Here is an 18,001-nt window from a genome sequence, read left to right as displayed (position 1 = left end):
GATGGAAGACGTACGAGAGATCAGCGCCGAACTGCACCGGCTCGCCGAGTCGGAGACGATGCAGCCGCTGGACACAACCGAACTACTGGCCCGCGGCCGCCGCACCAGGCGCCACCGCAAGCTGCTGGGCGCGGGCGGTGCGGTCGCAGGCGTCGCGGTGATCGCCCTCGGCGCCAGTCTGCTGCCCAACCTGAGCTCGGCCGACAACCAACCGGGGATCGCCGGCAACCCGCCCGATCGGTTCGAGGCCGTGCCGGGAGTGCCGCGCGGCGAGGCCGGCGCGGACCAGCGAATCACCATGGCCGAAGCACAGCGCCGCTGTGAGCTGCGGAATCCGGACGAGAAACGCAAGCTCGCGGACACCAAGGGCGCCCGGTCCGGCCACCCGGCGACGTACGACGTGAAGGTCGGCGACAAGAAGAACCACTGCATCGTCCCCGGCGGCGACAAGCCGTCGCCCGAGTTGGTCGCGGCGGCAAACAAGGATCCGATGCCGAAGAGCATCGCCGGCAAGCTCCGCAACTGTTCCGTCCTGGCCTGGGTCGACGTGACCGGCTGGCAGGTCGTGGCGTCCGACGAGTCGAGGACGCTCGGACAGGCCGAGGTGGTCGCGATCTCCCCTATCGGCCACAAGGTCATGGAGTGCTCGTTGCAGACAAACGTCCCGTTCGCGACCGGCCTCCAGGGCAACACGACGTTCGCGACGCTGACCAACCTCACCAGCAGCGACCCGCAATTGAACCCGGCCGTCAAGTCCGGCCGGACCGATATGTACGCCGGCGGAGGCAGCAGCGGGCCTTGCACTGCAGGGATCTGCAAGGGGTGGGGAATGAGCGGCTGGGGCCGAGTCGGTTCGAAGGACGCCGTCACGGTCCGCCTGCGGATCGCGAACGGCCCGGTCTACCAGGTCCCGGTCGGCGAGGGCGGCTGGTTCGCCTTCACCTGGAAGAGCTCAGCGGTCCACCAGGAGAAGACGTACCCGAAGGTCGCGGCGTACGACAAGGCCGGGAAGATCGTCAAAGTCTTCGAATAGTTATCAACCGAACGGCGGCCTCGTTGGTCTTACCCATCGAACTTTTCGAAGGGGGAGACATGGGGAAACTGCGTACGACCTTGACCTTGCTCGCGGCGGCCGGACTGGCCGCCGCGGGTGTGAACACCGCCGTCGCCGGGACGACGGCAACCACCGCGTCCTGCGGGCTGAACCTCGGCTCGGTGACGGCCGGTGGTGACCAGACACTGCAACGGCTGACCGCGTCGGCACCGCCGGCGGCGGGTGCGCGGAGCGTCGTACCGAACGTGTACGCCGACGGCGCGGCGAGGATGGTCGCGACGCTCGTCAACGAGGCGACGGCGACCGGCAGTTCCCGGTACGGGCGGGTCGTGCTCGGGGACTCGATGTACCAGCACTGGCTCGAGCTCGACAAGAGCGGCAAGGTGACGTCGTCGGAGCTGGCCCGGATCGGCGGCGGGTGGAGCAGGTTCGTCGACCACGAGACGTCGGTGTTCAACGACGACCCGGCGCACCCGCGGACCTACGAGTACGCGCTCCGCTCGGACGGCGTGCTGTTCCGGTGGGTCGTCGGCGACACCGGCGCCTGGAAGGCGTACGGATCGGCGTCCGGGTTCGCGGCGGTGAAGTCGATGACGCTGATCAGCAAGGCCGCGGCGTACGACACGTTCCTCGCGAACACCCGCGGCGGCGCGCTCTACACCATCCGCATCCCGGTCAACTCCCAGCTGCGGCCGGTCGTCACCAAGGTGCGGTCCGCGACCTGGCAGGGCTTCGAGACGCTCGTCGCCGGCGGTTGCGGCAACTACGGGACCGTTGTCGTCGGCATCGACAAGGAGACCAAGTCGGCGTACCTCTACACCTTCGGTCACGCGGACGGGGCGAAGACGTCGATCACCGGCCACGGAAAGGTGCCTGGCACCTTCGCCGATCCCAGCTACTTCCGCTGGGCCCCGCCGGTGAAGTCCGACTGGCTGTTCGGCGAGTAGGACAGGTCTGGCGCGCGCACCCCACTGCGCGCGCCAGATCCCCTAAGCGGTGCGGCGTCTGAGTGTGGCCGCACCCAGGCCCAGAGACGCCAGGATGAACGCGACGACCACCAGCGTGTCACCGCCGACCCCTGAGGTGAATCCGTTGCCTGCGGCAACTCCCAGGACGGCGTCGACGGCGTAGGACAACGGCAGGACGTCGCTGATCGCGTGCAGGACCGTCGGCAACTGGTCGCGGGGAACGAGCAGGCCGCACAGCAGGATCTGCGGGATCATCACGGCCGGCATCATCTGCACGGCCTGGAACTCGGTCGCCGCGAACGCGCTCGCGAACAGGCCCAGCGCCGTACCGAGGACGCCGTCGAGGACCGCGACCACACCGAGCTGCCAGGCGTCGCCCTGGATGTCCAGATCCAGCAGGTACAAGGCGATCGAGACGACCACCAGCGCCTGGACGACGGCGATCAGCGCGAAGGCAAGCGCGTACCCGAGCAGGAAGTCCAGCTTGCCCATCGGCATCGTGAACAGCCGGGACAGGGTGCCGCTGGACCGTTCGCGCAGCGTCGCGACCGATGTGACCACGAACATGACGATCGACGGGAAGACCGCGAGCAGCGGCCCGCCGATCCGGTCGAAGACCATCGGGGAGTCGGTGAACATCCACCACATCAGGCTGACGAGCAGGGTCGGCAGCACGATCAGCATCGCCACCGTCCGGTGGTCCCGGCGCAACTGCGCCAGCACCCGGGCCGCAACGGCGAACGTCACCCGCGGGGTCATCGCGCACCAGCCTTCCGGTCGATCAGGGTGAGGAACGCCTGCTCCATCTCGCCGGCGCCGGCCGCCGCGAGCAGCGCCTGCGGCGTGTCGTCGGCCAGCAGTTCGCCCTCGCGCATCAGCAGGAGCCGGTCGCAGCGGGAGGCCTCGTCCATGACATGGCTGGAGACGAGCAGGGTCGCGCCGCCGTCGGCGAGCCGATGGAAGAGCGCCCAGAGATCGCGCCGCAGCACCGGGTCGAGTCCGACCGTCGGCTCGTCGAGCACCAGCAACTCCGGGTCGCCGAGGAGCGCGGCGGCCAACGAGGCGCGCGACTGCTCGCCGCCGGAGAGGCGGTCGACACGGGCGTCCGCATGGCCGGCGAGGTCGACGGCCTCGATCACCCGTTCGACGTCGCCCGACGCGACCCCGAGGACCGCCGCGAAGAAGCGCAGGTTCTCGGTGACGGTCAGATCGCCGTACACACTGGGCTCCTGCGTCACGTAGCCGATCCGCCCGCGCAGCTTCGGCGCGCCGGCCGGCAGCCCGAGGACCGAGACGTCGCCGGTCACCCGCGCCTGCAGGCCGACGATCGCGCGGATCAGCGTCGTCTTGCCACAGCCGGACGGCCCGAGCAGCCCGGTCACGGTCCCGGCCCGGAGGTCGAACCCGACCCCGTGCAGGACCTCCCGGTCGCCGCGCACCACGACGACGTCACGGCAGCTCACCGCGTTTTTCATCATATGATGAATTTAGCGCGAACCAGGACCGACGGCAACAGGGAGATTCAGACGACGGCGTACCCGGTGGCCCGGCTCAGCGCGTCCAGCGACGGGTCGCCGTACCGCTCCCGCAGCGCCGCGAAGCGCGTCACCTTGTCCGCGCCGAACCGGCCGACCTCGGCGGCGTAGGTGTCACCGGACAGGAACACCGGCGGCCGCCGCTTGCTGTGGAACTTGTCCGCGTACAGGACGAGTTCCTCCTCGGGCGTCCGCGGCAGGTAGTCGTCGACCGGGATCGGCAGCGCCTGCCGTACGACGTCCTCGCGCGTGATCCCGACGCCGGTGTGACACGACGCGAACCGGCAGATCTCGACCGGGAACCCGAGCGACGCGAGCAGTGCGTGCCCGAGGACGCCGTGCCGCACGTATGCCGTCGAGTCCAGGCGGTAGACACCGATGTCGTGCAGCAGAGCGCCCGCCCGCACCAGGTCGGCGTCGATGTCCAGACCGGCGAAGAACTGCGAGGCCACCGCGCAGACCAGCCGGCAATGCTCGTACACCAGCTCGAACGACGACCGGCTCGGCGCGTGGTCGCGGTGCAGCGCGCGGATCTCCCGGTCGGTCGGGATCTCCATCAGCCCGAGACGTACTGCTGGATCGCCGGCGCGATCCGGTCGACGAGGGCGTCCAGGCCGGCCGAGGCCACCGGCTCGAGCTCGACCACGTAGCGGGTCAGCGCCAGCCCGATCAGGTGGCTCGCGATCAGCGCGACCCGCAGCTTCGCGTCCGGGACGTCGATGAACCGCGAGACCGGCTCCAGGATCATCCGGGTCATCCCCTCGCGCATGATCCGGGCGACCTCGTCGCTGGTCACGACGCTGCGCAGCATCGCCTTCATCCGCTGCTGCCCCTCGTCGGACTCCCAGACGCCGAGGAACACCGTCGCGATCCGGCGGCCGAGATCCTCGCGGGAGCCGTCCAGGATCGCCGCGGCCACCTGCCGCGGATCCAGCGGCAGCGCCATCGCCTCGATGAACAGCTCGTCCTTGCTGTCGAAGTAGTGGTGGACGAGCGCGGCGTCGACACCGGCCTGGCGCGCGACCGCGCGGATCGAGGTGGCCGCGAATCCCTTGTCCGCAAAGGATTCCCGGGCCGCCCGGAGGATCTCGCCCCGGGTGTCGGGCCCGCCCGGACGGCGTCCCGGCGTACGGCGGGCGACCGTCACGGAGTCAGCTCCGAGATCTCCCCCTCCGGGGTGACCGCGAACGACGTCCGGCGGGAGCCCGCCTTCACGAAGTGCTTGCGGGTGAACTCCAGCGACTCGATCAGGTCGATCTCGCGTTCGGACCGGCTGGCCGCGCGGCGGGTGTTGATCTCGATGACGATGTGACCGCGGAAGTCCTGCTTGGCCAGGGCGGTCAGCAGGTCCGCGGCGCGCTGCGTGCCGCGGCCCGGCACCAGGTGCTCGTCCTTCGCGGAGCCGGTCCCGTCGGTCAGGTGCACGTGAGTGAGACTCTTGCCCATCGTCGCGGCCAGCTCGACGCAGTCCTGCTCCGCGGTGGACGCGTGCGACAGGTCGAGGGTGGTGTGCGCGTAGCTCTGCTCGGTCGGGTCCCAGCTCGGCGCGTACGCCTGCAGGCCCTTTCCCGGCGCCCGCCACGGGTACATGTTCTCGACCGCGAAGATCACGCCGGTCTCCGCCTCCAGCCGCGCGATGCCCTCGACGAAGCCGCGCGCGTACTCCCGCTGCCAGCGGAACGGCGGGTGCACGACGACCACGTCCGCGCCGAGGTCCTTGGCCGCCTCCGCGCTGCGCTCGAGCTTGCCCCACGGGTCGGTCCCCCAGACCCGCTGGGTGATCAGCAGGCAGGGCGCGTGGACCGCGAGCACCGGCAGCTGGTGGTAGTCGACGAGGCGCTGGACCGCGTCGATCTGGGTGCTGAGCGGGTCGATCCCGACCATCACCTCGACGCCGTCGTACCCGAGCCGGGCGGCCAGTTCGAAGCCGCTGGCGGTGGACTCGGGGTAGACGGAGGCGGTGGACAGGCCGATCTTCGCGGTCGTACGGGGGTTCATTGGTTCACCGGGGTTGCAGCTGGTCGAGCCGGGACAGGATGACGCCTTCACGCAGGGCCCACGGACAGACCTCGAGCGCGGGCAGGTCGAAGAGGTCCATCACGGCGTCCGCGACCAGCGCCCCGGCGGTCAGCTGGGAGGCGCGGCCGGGCGAGACCCCGGGCAGGGCGGCCCGCTCGGCGGCCGACATCTTGGTCAGTTTCGGGATCCACTCGCTCAGATCGTCGCGGTTCAGCGTGCGCGGCACGTACGGCCCGTCGGCAGACGGGGCCGCGCCGGCGATCCGGGCCAGCGAACGGAACGTCTTGCTGGTGGCCACGGAACGCTGCGGCTTACCGGCCCGCAGTACCGGACCTGCGACCGCGGCCAGCTCCAGCCGGATCCGGCGCCGCAGCGCCCGGACCTCGTCCCTGTCCGGCGGATCCGCGGTCAGCCCCTCGCGGGTCAGCCGGCCCGCGCCGAGCTGCACCGACTCCGCCACCGTCGGCTGCTCGTCCGATCCGGCCGCGATCTCCAGGGATCCGCCGCCGATGTCGAACACCGCGAGCCGCCCGGACGACCAGCCGAACCACCGCCGGACCGCCAGGAACGTCAACCGGGCCTCGTCCTCACCGGTCAGCACCTCGAGGTCCACGCCGGTCTCGTCGCGGACCCGGCACAGCACCTTCTCGCCGTTCGGCGCCTCGCGGAGCGCGGACGTCGCGAACGAGAGCACCGACTCGCAGCCCTTGTCCTCGGCCAGCACGACGGCTTCCTTGGTGAACGCGATCAGCCCGTCGACCCCGGACTCGGCGATCCGGCCGTCCTGGTCCAGGTGCTCGGCCAGCCGCAGCTCAGTCTTGTGCGAGTACGCCGGCAGCGGCGCGGCGCCACGGTGCGCGTCCACCACGAGCAGATGAACGGTGTTGGATCCCACGTCGAGTACGCCGAGCCGCATACCCTCACGCTACTGGACAACCGCAGCAGCAGTGCATTCACGCATGGGCGGCTTCGGCGCGTACGCTTTTCAGGTGCCTGAGGTTTCTCTCGATTTCCCCCGTGCCTGGGTCGAGTTCACCGACCCCGCCGACCCCGACCAGGTCTTCCGCTGCGACCTGACCTGGCTGACCTCCAACTGGAGCTGCATCTTCGGCGGCGGTTGCCAGGGGATCTACAAGGGCCGCCCGAACGACGGCTGCTGCACCCTTGGCGCGCACTTCTCCGACGCCGACGACGAGAAGCGGGTGAAGAAGTACGTCAAGGAGCTCGGCAAGGAGGACTGGGAGTTCCGCAAGGAGGGCCGGAACAACGGCTGGGTCGAGACCGACGACGACGGCGAGCGCAAGACCCGGGTCTGGGAGGGCGCCTGCATCTTCCTGAACCGGCCGGGCTTCCCGGGCGGCGCCGGGTGCGCGCTGCACGGGCTGGCGCTGAAGCGCGGTATCCATTTCGTCGAGACCAAGCCGGACGTGTGCTGGCAGCTGCCGATCCGGCGGACGTTCCGCGAGGTCGAGCGGCCGGACGGCACGACGTACACCGAGGTCGGCATCGGGGAGTACGACCGTCGCGGCTGGGGTCCGGGCGGGCACGACCTGGACTGGTACTGCACCGGTAACACCGAGGCGCACATCGCCGTCGAGCCGGTGTTCGAGTCCAGCAAGGTGGAGCTGCAGACGCTGATGGGCGTGAAGGCGTACGACGTCCTCGCCGACCTGTGCCGGCAGCACTTGGAGGCCGCGCGGCCGTTGCTGCCGCACCCCGCCTCGAAATAGCGCCGACACACCCTCGGTGTGTCGGCTGTCGGTGCGAGACGTAACAATGACTGACATGCGTCTGGATCATCTGTCGTACGCGTGCGGACCCGATGGCTGTGCGGCCACGGTCGAGCGGCTGTCCGCGCTGCTCGGCGCCGAGTTCCTGGACGGCGGGGTGCACCCGCGGTTCGGCACCGTCAACCACATCCTGCCGCTGGAGAACGACCGGTACATCGAGGTGGTCGACGTGCTCGACCACCCGGCGTCGGACAAGGCGCCGTTCGGGCAGGCGGTCCGGGCCCGCAAGGAGCTCGGCGGCGGCTGGCTGGGCTGGGTGGTCGCGGTCCGCGACATGGCGGCGATGGAGAAGCGCCTCGGGCGGCAGGCGGTGCCCGGCAACCGGCACCGGCCGGACGGGGTGAACCTGACCTGGCGGCAGATCGGCGTGAAGGGCCTGATCGCGGACCCGCAGCTGCCGTTCTTCATCCACTGGGACGACCTCGCCGAGCACCCGTCGATCGGCGGCAAGGACCTCGAGCTCACCGGCCTGGAGATCGCCGGCGACCCGTCCCGGGTCACCGACTGGATCGGCCACCCCGCCGACCATCTGCTCGACGACCTCGACGTCACCTGGGCCGGCCCGAACGGTCAGCCCGGCCTGGTAGCAGCCACTTTCAGCACGCCGAACGGCCCGGTCCGGATCTGAGTCAGTGGAGGATCTCCAGGTCGGCCAGGGAGGTCTCCAGGTGGCCGAGCAGGCGCTGCAGGTGCGGGACGGTGCGGCGGCAGCCGACCAGGCCGAAGTGCAGCTCGTGCGCGTAGCTGGTGACGCTGATGTTCAGTGCTTGGCCGTTCAGGACGATGCTTGCGGGATACATCCCGAGCAGGCGTGAGCCGTTCCAGTAGAGCGGGCTGTCGGCGGGGCCCGGCACGTTCGAGATGACCACGTTGTACGGCGGCGTCGTACGGCCGGCCACGCCGGGAAGGATCGCGGCAGGACCGGCGACGCCGAAGCCCAGCGCGCCGACGATCAGGTTCTGCAGCGGGCTGAGGCCGGACAAGACGCGCTTGGCGTGCGCGGTCGACGCCATGATCCGGTGGATCCGGCGCTCGGGGACGGCCTCGTCGGTGGCGAGGTCGGCGATCAGGGTGGCGAGCGAGTTGCCGCCGCCGGGGGCGTCGTCCTTGGTCCGCAGGGAGACCGGCACCATTGCCGTCAGCCCTTTGTCCGGCAGGGCGTTCTGCTCGAGCAGATAGTTGCGCAGGGCCCCGGAGCACATCGCCAGCAGGACGTCGTTGAGCGTCGCGCCGGTGATTGCCCGGACCTTCTCCAGCCGCTCGATCGGCCACGACTGCGCCGCGAACCGGCGCGCGCCGGTGACTCGCTGGTTGAAGATCGTCCGCGGCGCCTGGAACGGCATCGTCGACTCCAGCAGCCCTTTGAGCCCGGCGGCGGGGAGTCCGGCCAGTTCCGCCAGCAGGTGCCCGGCGGCACCGGGCACCTGCGCGGCGGCACCGAGCGTGCGCCCAGGCACGCGACCGAGAGCGGCAAGCAACCCCGCAGGAGTCGGCAGCCCGCCGAACGCCCCTCCCGGGGCAGCACCGAGCCCGGGGCGGGCGGCACCGGGCGCGACCCCGTAGCCGACCCTCGACCCGGCGCCTTCGCCGCGGAGCGGCTTCTCTCCTCCGGCCGGCAGGGCGTAGGTGGCCGGCATACCTGTGCGGGTCGGGTCGGTGGTGAGGGTGTCGTGCATCCAGCGCAGTGCCGTGACGCCGTCGATCATCGAGTGGTGGATCTTGCTGTAGATCGCGAACCGCCGGCTCTCGACGCCGTCGATCAGGTGCATCTCCCACAGCGGGCGGTGCCGGTCGAGGAGGGTTCCGTGCAGGCGGCCGGTGAGTTCGAACAGCTCGCGGAACCGTCCGGGCCGCGGCAGCGCGGACAGCCGGACGTGGTACTCCAGGTCGATCTCGTCGTCCTGCTCCCAGGACCAGTAGCCGAGGTCGACGGGCCGGTTCCGCACCCGGCGCGCGAACAGCGGGTTGACCTCCGGCGCCGCCACGATCTCGTGGTACAGCCGCGACACGAAGTCCCGCGACGACTCCGGGAACACGTGGTCCCGCCCGGCCCCCTCCGGAAGCTCGAACAGCATCAGCCCGCCGACATGCATCGGCTGCTCCCGGGTCTCCCCACCAAGGAACATCGCATCCAGCGGCCCCACCGCGGCCATGCGCCCTCCGCTCCCGATCTGGTCCCCCGACCCATCGTCGCGGCCGGGCGCCACCCCGTCCACACCCCCACAACAATCCGCTCGATCCACCACTTTGACGGGCCGGCGGCGGGCGGCGGGGCGGGCTAGTCGAGGGGGCGGTGGTTGAGGCCGAGGGCCTCGATGCGCTTGAGGTGCGGGCGGAGCCGGCCGAGGAACTCGTCGTACGAGACCTTCGGGGATCCCCAGGCGCGTTCGGCGAAGGCGGACAGCCGGGGCAGCAGCATGTAGCCGACCTGCTCCGGGCCCTCCATGTACTCGGTCCAGATCTGGCACTGGGTGCCGATGACCAGCGCCTTCTCCGCGTCGGACAGCGCCGCCGGGACCACCTCGAAGTCGTACACCTTCTCCAGCGGGATGTTGCCGCCGATCGCCAGCGGCTCGGTCGCGGGGTCGCCCTGGTAGTAGTCGAAGTACACCGACTCGCACGGCGCCATCACGACCTGGTGCCCGGCCTTCGCCGCGACCTCGCCGCGCTGGGCGCTCCGCCACGCCATGATGACCGCGTCCTTGGGGCAGTCGGTCTCGACCATCTCGTCCCACCCGACCAGCCGGCGGCCCTCCTCGGCCAGGACCTCCGCGACCTGCGCGGTGAACCAGCCCTGCAGCTGTCCCGGCTCGTCCAGCCCCAGCTCGGCCTGCCGCTTCTGCGCCGCGTCCGACTCGGCCCACTGCACCGACGGGCACTCGTCCCCGCCCAGGTGGACGTACTCGGCGGGGAAGATGTCCAGCACCTCGCGCAGCACGGTCTTCACGAACTCGACCGTCGCGTCGTTGACGTTCAGCACGTCGTCGCTGATCCCCCAGACCTGCCGCACGGACAGCTGCTGGCCGGGGTGGTTGCCCAGCTCGGGGTACGCCGCGATCGCGGCCTGCATGTGCCCCGGCAGGTCGATCTCGGGGACGACGGTGATGCCACGCTCCGCGGCGTACGCGACGATCTCGCGGAGGTCGGCCTTGGTGTAGAACCCGCCGTGCCGCGTCCCGTCGTACTCGAACTCCGTCTGGCCGTGCGACATCCTGCCGACCATGCTCTCGACCCGCCACGCGCCGACCTCGGTGAGCCGCGGGTACGCCTCGATCTCGACCCGCCAGCCCTGGTCGTCGGTGAGGTGGAAGTGCAGCACGTTCAGCCGGTGCAGGGCGAGGACGTCGATGATCCGGAGCACGAACTCCTTGGGCATGAAGTGCCGCGCGACGTCGAGCATCATGCCGCGCCAGCCGAACCGCGGCGCGTCCGCGACGTGCGCCAGCGGTACGGCGACCTGCCCGCCGCCGGCCGGCTCGGCGGCCTCGACGAGCTGGGCGTACGTCGTCTCGGCGTGCCGCAGCGCGTCCTCGGAGCCGGCCGTCAGCCGGGCGCCCTCGCCGGTGATCTCGATCCGGTACTCGGCGGCGCCGAGGTTCTCGACGACGTCCCGGACGGCCTCGCCGAGCGGGTCGGCGGTCACCCAGCGGCCGTCGTGGACGGTGAGTTCGCGCGGGGCAGGAACGATCGCGATGTCGGACATCCGGACTCCAGGGGGAAGCAGCGCGGGTCGATTTATGTCAGGACGATCCTATAAGCGGCTTCCCTGTCAGGTTCATGAGAGGGTTTGCCCGTGACGAGCGAGCAGCAGCGGACAACTCTCCGGGTCCTGGTGGCGAGCAACGCGCTCGGCGGCGTCGCGACAGCCAGCGGTTTCGCGGTAGCCGCGCTGCTGGCGGAGAACGTCTCCGGCTCGACGTCACTCGCGGGCCTGGTCGCCACCTCGACCACGCTGGGCGCAGCCGTCCTGGCCGTCCCCCTGGCCGGCCTTGCCCGCACCTCCGGTCGAAGGGTCTCGCTGTCGCTCGGCTACCTCATCGCGTTCGTCGGCGCCGCGCTGACGATCGTCGCCGCGCAGATCGGTTCACTCGCACTGCTGCTGGCCGCCGGCTGTCTGTTCGGCAGCGGCTCGGCTTCCAACCTGCAGTCCCGGTACGCCGCGACGGACAACGCGGAGCCCAGCCGGATCGCCAGGTCACTCGGACTGGTCGTGTGGGCAACCACGATCGGAGTCATCGTCGGACCGAACCTGACCGGTGTCGGCGGCTCGGTGGGGACGTCGCTAGGCATCCTGGCGCTGGCCGGCCCGTACGTGTTCTCGGTCGTCGCCTTCGGCCTCAGCTCAGCCACGGTGTGGGTCGGGATGCGCAGCCAGGTGCGGCCCACCAAGGTGGAGCGCCAGCCGCTCGGAGAGACGTTCCGCCAGGTGCTGAGCATCCCGCACGCGCGGCTGGGCCTGCTGGCGATCGCGACGGCGCATGCGGTGATGGTCGGCGTGATGTCGATGACCTCGGTGCACCTGCGGCACCACGGCGCCTCGCTGACCATCGTCGGCTTCGTCATCAGCGGTCACGTGGCCGGCATGTACGCCCTGTCGCCGCTGACCGGCTGGCTGGCGGACCGGCTCGGCCGGATCCCCACGATCGGCATCGGCCTCGGCGTACTGGCCGTGGCGATGATGCTGGCCGCGGTCGCGCCGGACGATGCGCATGCGCTGACCGGACTCGCGTTGTTCACACTGGGCCTCGGCTGGTCGGCCTGTCTGGTCGCCGGGTCGACGCTGCTGTCGCGGTCGGTCCCGGACGACATCCGTACGTCGGCACAGGGGCTGTCGGATCTCACCATGGGCGTCCTGGCTTCCCTTTCGGGCACGGCTGCCGGGCCGGTCCTCGCCTATCTCGGCTTCCACTGGCTGGCGGTCTTCTGCGGCATCCTGCTCGTTCCGGCCGCCGTGCTCGCCGCGACGACCAAACAGGCAATGGCTAGGGTCTAGCGGTGTGAGCATCGCGGAGGGCGGGATCCCGAGCCCGAACATCTGGCACCACCCGAAGGTGTACGAGGTCGAGAACCGCGCGGTCGACCCGAACGGCGTGATCGAACCGGCGATGCGGGCGATCCGCGACTGGGCCGGCGCGACCGTGCTCGACATCGGCTGCGGCACGGGCTTCCACCTGCCGATGTTCGCGGCGACTGCCGCACGCGTGATCGGCGTCGAGCCGCACGGAACACTCGCCGACGCGGCCCGGCGGCGGACGAGCGCGCTGCCGAACGTCGACGTACGGCAGGGTACGGCGCAACGCCTGCCGGTGCCGGACTCGTCGATCGACGTGATGCATGCGCGCTGGGCGTACTTCTTCGGGCCGGGCTGCGAGCCCGGGCTGGCCGAACTGGACCGGGTGATGCGCCGCGGCGGGACCGCGTTCGTGATCGACAACGACGGGAGCCGTTCGACGTTCGGCGAGTGGTTCAGGACGTCGTACCCGATGATCAAGCCGCCGGAGGTGGAGCGGTTCTGGGCGGACCGCGGCTGGCACCGGACGGCGCTCGACATGGGCTGGCGGTTCGAGACCCGCGCCGACCTGGAGGCGGTGGTGAAGATCGAGTTCACCCCGAAGGACGCCCGGCGGATCCTCGCGTCGCACACGGGCGTCGAGGTCGACTACGCGATCAACCTCTGGAGCCGGAGCTTCTGACGACACTCGGGCGCCTGCGCACGGACCTCGCCGCCTCATAGGGTTGACGAACCACTGGACGGGGCTTTCTGGGGAGGCGCCAGGCGCGGATGGACGGACTGCTGCTCGAACGGGTGCCTGGGTTGCCGGAGAGGCTCCGGGTCGATGTCGGTGAGCAGCGTGCGGTGGTGGTGCCTCAGGCAACCGACCGTCGCAGGCTGGCCGACGTCGTGACCGGACTGGACGAACCACCGCCCGGAGCGCTGGTCCTGGCCGGAGGAACGGTCCGGCTGGTGCCCGCGGAAGGCGGTCTGCTCCCTCACCTCACAGTGCTCGACAACGTGATGCACGGACACCGCACCTCGCAGCAGGTCACCAAGCAAGCTGCCCGGGAAGCGAGTCTGGTCAAGGCCGTCGGCTGCGGTCTCGAGGACGTGCTGGACCGCTACCCGTACGAGATCACGCCCGGCCGTCGCCGACTGGCCGGAGTGGCCCGCGCGCTCGGCGCGTACCCTCGCGCGATCGTGCTGGAGGACGCGAACGGCCTGCCTACCTGGGGATCCCTGCTGTCGCTGCGGCCCAACCCCGACCTCGCCTCAGCCGCTCTGCTGCTCATCACGACCAGCGCGGACCGTACGGCGGGATTCGTCGATGCCGAGTAGCCGCAGAGTGTTCCTGGGAGCAGCGGCAACGTTTCTGCTGACCGGATGTTCGAGTGACGTGCTGGGACTGCGGCGCGCGGTCCGGGTGGCGGTGAGCTGGAGCGGTGAGGAGCTACGCGCGTTCCACAAGGTGCTGGAAGGCCTGGGTGCGTTGGACTACCCGGTCGAGGTCGTCCCGCTCGGCGACGACATCTCCACCGCCTTCGGCGCCCGCTCCACCCGCAGGCCGGACATCGTCATGCTGCCGCAGCCAGGTCTGGTCCCGCGGCACCTGGCCGACCTGGAGCCGGTCCCCGACGACATCGCACAGCTCGGTCGCGCACGCCTCTGGAAAGAGCTCCTGGTCCACGAGGGAACGACGTACGGCGTGCCGTTCAAGACGGCGCACAAGTCAGCGGTCTGGTACCGGCCGTCGGTGTTCCGCCAGGCAGGCGTCGGACCGCCCCGGCTGTGGAGCGAGTGGCTGACGCTGAACCAGACACTGACCCAGGCCGGTGTCACACCGTTGTCGCTGGCCGCAGGTGACGGATGGGTGCTGACGGACTTCTTGGAGAACATTCTGCTGGGTATCGCGCCGTCCGTGTACGCCGGACTCGCGACAGCGACCGACCCGCGTCCGTCGCAACACCCGGAGGTCGCAGCGGCGCTTCGGTTGCTGGGCACGATGTGGTCGGCGCCCGGTGTCCTGGCCGGCGGTGTGAAGGAGTCGCTCGTCCAGCAGTTCCCGGATGCACTGGTGGAGGTCTTCGGGCATCGCAGGGCCGCCATGGTGCTCGCATCCGACTTCGCCGAGCCGGTGGTGCGCTCGTTTGCCGCAGACCCTGACGACATAGGGCTTTTCACGTTCCCTCCCATGGCTGCAGGGGCTGCAGCACCTGTGGTCGTCGGAGGTGACGTGATGGTGCTGCCGAAGCCGACCACGGAGGACGCCCGCGACCTGGTCCGCCGGCTGTCCGCGCCGACCGCGGCAGACCCCTGGATCGCGGAGGGCGGGTTCCTGGTCGACGGCCGGACCAGTGGGTACTCCCCCGAGCTCACCCGGCTGGCAGAGCAGCTCACCAAGCCCGGCGAGCAACTGCGGTTCGACCTGTCCGACCAGCTCGGGCGCATCGGCGACATCAACGGTCTGTGGCGCGTCCTGACCGACTTCCTGATCGCGGTCGGCCGGCCCGGGGCCGTCGTACCGGACGCGGTGGGCGACGCGATAGCCGAGCTGCGGAAGGTGGAGGAGAGCTGATGGGCCTGCACACCAACGGCCTGTCACTCGAGGTCGTCGGCCGGGAGATCACCGGCCGGCCGGTCCAAGGCAGACCCCGCCGTCCCGCCGGCCCGTACCTCTTGGGGCTGCCGGCGTTGTTGCTCAGCTGCCTGCTGCTGATACCGATCGGCGTGACCGTGGTGACGGCGTTCCGGACCGACGGCGGGTTCGGCCTCGGCAACTTCGCGGTGATGGGTGACCCGTCCGCTTTGCATGCCGTGGGCAACAGTCTGTTGTGGATGCTGGTCGCGTTCGGGACGGTGGGCGTCGGGTTCCTCCTGGCCTTGTCGAGCTATCGGCTCCCGGCGGTCACGACGTTCCTCCAGCCTGCGCTGGTCATTCCGTTCGCCGTGTCGATCCTGGTGTCCGGTGCGACCTTCCGGCTGATCTTCGACCCGACTCCGGAGCGCGGGACGATCACGGCCGTCTCGACCCGGCTGTTCGGCTCCAGCCCGGTGTGGTTGGGCCCCGGTCTGTTCTGGCTGGTCCTGGTGTCGGCGTTCGGCTGGACATGGCTCGGGTACGTCGTCTCGCTGTTTCGCGCCGGCCTGGACGCGATCCCCGACGACGTGACCCGCACGATCACCGCTGAAGGCGTACGCGGCTGGCGACGGGTGCGGGCGTTGGAGATTCCGTTGCTGCGTCCCATCACCGGGGTGATCACGCTGACGCTGGTCATCGCGGCGGTGCGGGTGTTCGACCTGGTGCTCATCGTCGTACCGGGGTCCATGCAGAGGTCGGCCGACGTGCTGGGGCTGAACTGGTGGCGGGCCACCACGACAGGCGGCGATTCCGGGCGTACGGCGGCCCTCGGCGTCGTCCTGTTCGCGATCGTCGCCACGGTCGGGCTGATCGGCGTCCGCGGGCTGCGGCGGCGCCGGTGGGCGATGCCGGTGACCGTCGTACGGCCGGATCCGTCGCTGGGGCGTCCCAAGCCCACCAAGGTGGTACGGCGGTTCGGGTGGTTCATCGGGTTCGCTGTCGCGCTGGTGTGGATCTTCCCGGCCGTCGTGCTCGTCGCCACGGCGTTGCACTCGCCACGGGAGGCAGGGCTCCACGGCTGGTGGTCGTTCTCGGGGCTCGGGTTCTCGTCGTTCGGAGAAGCGGCGAACGTCGGGCTGTTCCGGGCGCTGCTGTCCACCCTGGTCATCGCGGCCGCGGCTACAGCGGTCCTGCTCGTGATCGCCGTACCGACGGCTTATCTGGTCGCGTGGGGCGGTCTGCCGACGCGGCTCGGGCGGATCGCGATGGGCGTGTTCGTCGTACTGGCCGTGACGCCGGTGCAGATGTACGCCGCACCGCTGCGGGACGCGATCGACACAGCGGGCCTGGCGGGTTCCAGGGTCGCGCTGGCCCTGGTACATGCGGCTGCTGGTCTGCCGTTCGCCGTACTGCTGCTGAGGTCCGCCTTCGCGTCCGCACCGCCCGCACTGGTGTCCGAGGCGTTGCAGGGTCCTGCGCGTCAAAGCGCCGTACTGGCGACTGTGCAGCGGACGTACCGGCCCGCACTGGTTGCTGTTGCGGTGCTGGAGTTCGCGCTGGTGTGGAACGACTTCATCGTCGGGTTCTTGATCAGCGGCCCGGGCACGACGCCGCTGTCGCTGGTGTTATGGGGTGAGGCGCGACAGTTCTCCACGTCGAGCGGACCGGTCGCCGCAGCGGCTGTCGTCGCGTCGGTAGTGCCTGTGGTGCTGATGCTGACGTTCTGGCGGATCGTCGTGCGCGGGCTGACGACAGGGAGCCGGCCATGAGCGAGGAGGAGGACGCTCCGGACCAGCGGGACGAGGAGCCGTCGCGGATCCAGGTGTTCTTCCTGTTCGTCGGCGGTGTCGTGTCCGGCGTACTGACCGATCTCGTCTCACAACTGCTCAGCCAGAGCTTCGGCCAGCGCGGCATCGTGCAGTGGGTCGGCTACTCCGTGGCCGGCCTGCTCGTGCTCGTCGCCTTCGCTCTGTGGCGCTGGCGGTCCCGGATCGTTCGACGGCGTTTGCAGGGTGTGACCCGGCTGCACGCGGCCGCCGAAGAGGCCGAGCAGTGGATGATCGCGCTCGGGACCGACGCCGGCGGCATGGCCGCGGCCGAGTGGTTCACGCTGCACGAGGACGGGCTGCGTGAGCTGCTCGCCAACGAAAAGGCGCAGAACGCGGCGGTCGACGACTTCGCCCGGATCTGCGACGCCCTCGAGGCCTGGTACGTACGACATCCAGATCCGGACGCGCTGCTCCAACTGAGCGAGCTCCTGACCACGACGGCCGAGTCCAGTGGTCGCCGCGGTCTCGCCGAGCTGGCAGCGGCGCGCGCCGCGACGGCGTACCGGATGCTGGGCGATCTGGACGCGGCCACCACCCGCCTGGGCGTCTCGAGCAACATCGCCGCCCACGGTCGTACGGCGGCCGCGCTGAAGATGCGACGCCAGGTCGAACGCGCCCTGCTGCACCTGGCACGCGCCGATCGCGCACCGGCCGGGAGCGACCGCGACGAAGCCGTCCTGAACGCCCGCGACCGACTCGACGACGCACGCCTGACCCGCCCCGGTCCGGACCTCGCGGCGGACGTGGCGATCGCCATCAACCTCGCCGTCGTCCACCTGTACCAGTACGACGGCGAGGGCGCCCTGGAACAGCTGCGGCCGGCCCTCGCCCGCGCGACCGCGGCCGGCGACCTGAGCGGCCAGGCGCACGCCCTGGAGCTGATGGGCGTGGCCGCGTGGATGCGGCGCAACCCGCACGAGGCCGGCAGTCGCTGGGAGCACGCCGCCCACCTGTACGCCGAGGTCGACGAGCGCGACGGCCACGCCCGCTGCCTGCAGCACCTCGGCTCCGCGGCCGTCGTCGCGGGCGACCTGGACAAGGCCCTCGACCTGCTCGAACAGAGCTCGATGCTGCGGACGTCGGAGAGCGAGATCCTGACCAAGTACCTCGACGCGGCCCGGCGAACCTCGGAACTCCCGGTCGTCGCCGACGACCCGCCCCGCCGGACGCCGCGCACCTGGTTGCGCCGCGCCCTGAGACGTTTTGTCGGCGGGCTCAAATAGGTTTGGTCC

General features: G+C 70.5%; 18 protein-coding genes. 10 read left to right on the top strand and 8 right to left on the bottom strand.

Features of this window, described 5'->3' with window-relative positions; translation table 11 throughout:
* The first annotated feature begins 1 nt into the window (after position 1).
* Both AB0L64_RS21795 and AB0L64_RS21790 read left to right on the top strand, forming a co-directional pair.
* Positions 2-1,033 carry a hypothetical protein gene (locus AB0L64_RS21795; protein ID WP_363712641.1) on the top strand — a complete coding sequence of 344 codons (1,032 nt, stop codon included), beginning with the start codon at positions 2-4 and terminating at the stop codon, positions 1,031-1,033.
* Positions 1,034-1,092: 59 nt separating this feature from the next.
* Positions 1,093-2,001, top strand: a complete 909-nt coding sequence (locus AB0L64_RS21790; protein ID WP_363712639.1) for a hypothetical protein — start codon at positions 1,093-1,095, stop codon at positions 1,999-2,001.
* A gap of 42 nt (positions 2,002-2,043) precedes the next feature.
* Here the strand turns inward: AB0L64_RS21790 and AB0L64_RS21785 are convergent, their stop codons facing one another.
* From AB0L64_RS21785 to AB0L64_RS21760, 6 genes are read right to left on the bottom strand one after another with little or no spacing between them, the layout of a single operon-like run.
* Positions 2,044-2,781: an ABC transporter permease gene (locus AB0L64_RS21785; RefSeq protein ID WP_363712637.1), complete on the bottom strand. Its 738-nt coding sequence runs from the start codon at positions 2,779-2,781 to the stop codon at positions 2,044-2,046.
* On the bottom strand, positions 2,778-3,500 hold the full coding sequence (locus tag AB0L64_RS21780; RefSeq protein ID WP_363712635.1) for an ABC transporter ATP-binding protein: 723 nt from the start codon (positions 3,498-3,500) through the stop codon (positions 2,778-2,780). The genes AB0L64_RS21785 and AB0L64_RS21780 overlap by 4 nt, the downstream gene beginning before the upstream one ends.
* A gap of 44 nt (positions 3,501-3,544) precedes the next feature.
* Positions 3,545-4,114 carry an HDIG domain-containing metalloprotein gene (locus AB0L64_RS21775; protein ID WP_363712633.1) on the bottom strand — a complete coding sequence of 190 codons (570 nt, stop codon included), beginning with the start codon at positions 4,112-4,114 and terminating at the stop codon, positions 3,545-3,547.
* Positions 4,114-4,704, bottom strand: a complete 591-nt coding sequence (locus AB0L64_RS21770; protein ID WP_359932044.1) for a TetR family transcriptional regulator — start codon at positions 4,702-4,704, stop codon at positions 4,114-4,116. Before AB0L64_RS21770 ends, AB0L64_RS21775 begins: the two co-directional genes overlap by 1 nt.
* Entirely contained in the window at positions 4,701-5,555 is an 855-nt protein-coding gene (locus AB0L64_RS21765; protein ID WP_363712630.1) for a sugar phosphate isomerase/epimerase, read from the bottom strand. Before AB0L64_RS21765 ends, AB0L64_RS21770 begins: the two co-directional genes overlap by 4 nt.
* Positions 5,556-5,559: 4 nt before the next feature.
* Entirely contained in the window at positions 5,560-6,492 is a 933-nt protein-coding gene (locus AB0L64_RS21760) for a Ppx/GppA phosphatase family protein (RefSeq protein ID WP_363712628.1), read from the bottom strand.
* A gap of 73 nt (positions 6,493-6,565) precedes the next feature.
* On the opposite strand from AB0L64_RS21760, the gene AB0L64_RS21755 reads away from it, so the two are divergent.
* Together AB0L64_RS21755 and AB0L64_RS21750 are read left to right on the top strand one after the other, a co-directional pair.
* Entirely contained in the window at positions 6,566-7,306 is a 741-nt protein-coding gene (locus AB0L64_RS21755) for a hypothetical protein (protein WP_363712626.1), read from the top strand.
* Positions 7,307-7,361: 55 nt separating this feature from the next.
* Positions 7,362-7,994: a VOC family protein gene (locus AB0L64_RS21750; RefSeq protein WP_363712624.1), complete on the top strand. Its 633-nt coding sequence runs from the start codon at positions 7,362-7,364 to the stop codon at positions 7,992-7,994.
* 1 nt (position 7,995) lies between these two features.
* Here the strand turns inward: AB0L64_RS21750 and AB0L64_RS21745 are convergent, their stop codons facing one another.
* On the bottom strand, positions 7,996-9,519 hold the full coding sequence (locus AB0L64_RS21745) for a wax ester/triacylglycerol synthase family O-acyltransferase (RefSeq protein ID WP_363712622.1): 1,524 nt from the start codon (positions 9,517-9,519) through the stop codon (positions 7,996-7,998).
* A gap of 125 nt (positions 9,520-9,644) precedes the next feature.
* Positions 9,645-11,069 (bottom strand): family 20 glycosylhydrolase, encoded by a 1,425-nt coding sequence (locus AB0L64_RS21740; RefSeq protein WP_363712620.1) that lies wholly within the window; start codon positions 11,067-11,069, stop codon positions 9,645-9,647.
* Between the two features lie 90 nt (positions 11,070-11,159).
* On the opposite strand from AB0L64_RS21740, the gene AB0L64_RS21735 reads away from it, so the two are divergent.
* The 6 genes from AB0L64_RS21735 (at position 11,160) to AB0L64_RS21710 (ending at position 17,992) form a co-directional block, all read left to right on the top strand.
* Complete coding sequence (locus tag AB0L64_RS21735; RefSeq protein WP_363712618.1) at positions 11,160-12,359, top strand: MFS transporter; 1,200 nt, start codon at positions 11,160-11,162, stop codon at positions 12,357-12,359.
* Positions 12,360-12,363: 4 nt separating this feature from the next.
* Positions 12,364-13,059: a class I SAM-dependent methyltransferase gene (locus tag AB0L64_RS21730; RefSeq protein WP_363712616.1), complete on the top strand. Its 696-nt coding sequence runs from the start codon at positions 12,364-12,366 to the stop codon at positions 13,057-13,059.
* A gap of 89 nt (positions 13,060-13,148) precedes the next feature.
* Positions 13,149-13,700 (top strand): hypothetical protein, encoded by a 552-nt coding sequence (locus tag AB0L64_RS21725; protein ID WP_363712614.1) that lies wholly within the window; start codon positions 13,149-13,151, stop codon positions 13,698-13,700.
* A complete protein-coding gene (locus AB0L64_RS21720; protein ID WP_363712612.1) occupies positions 13,690-14,937 on the top strand; it encodes an ABC transporter substrate-binding protein in 1,248 nt (415 codons plus the stop codon). Before AB0L64_RS21725 ends, AB0L64_RS21720 begins: the two co-directional genes overlap by 11 nt.
* On the top strand, positions 14,937-16,709 hold the full coding sequence (locus AB0L64_RS21715) for an ABC transporter permease subunit (RefSeq protein WP_363712610.1): 1,773 nt from the start codon (positions 14,937-14,939) through the stop codon (positions 16,707-16,709). Before AB0L64_RS21720 ends, AB0L64_RS21715 begins: the two co-directional genes overlap by 1 nt.
* Positions 16,706-17,992, top strand: coding sequence for a hypothetical protein (locus tag AB0L64_RS21710; RefSeq protein WP_363712608.1), 1,287 nt, complete (start codon positions 16,706-16,708; stop codon positions 17,990-17,992). The genes AB0L64_RS21715 and AB0L64_RS21710 overlap by 4 nt, the downstream gene beginning before the upstream one ends.
* Positions 17,993-18,001 lie beyond the last annotated feature (9 nt).

This window comes from Kribbella sp. NPDC051936, assembly GCF_040680955.1.
Taxonomy (GTDB): domain Bacteria; phylum Actinomycetota; class Actinomycetes; order Propionibacteriales; family Kribbellaceae; genus Kribbella.
This window is presented reverse-complemented; position numbering and strand designations above follow the sequence as displayed.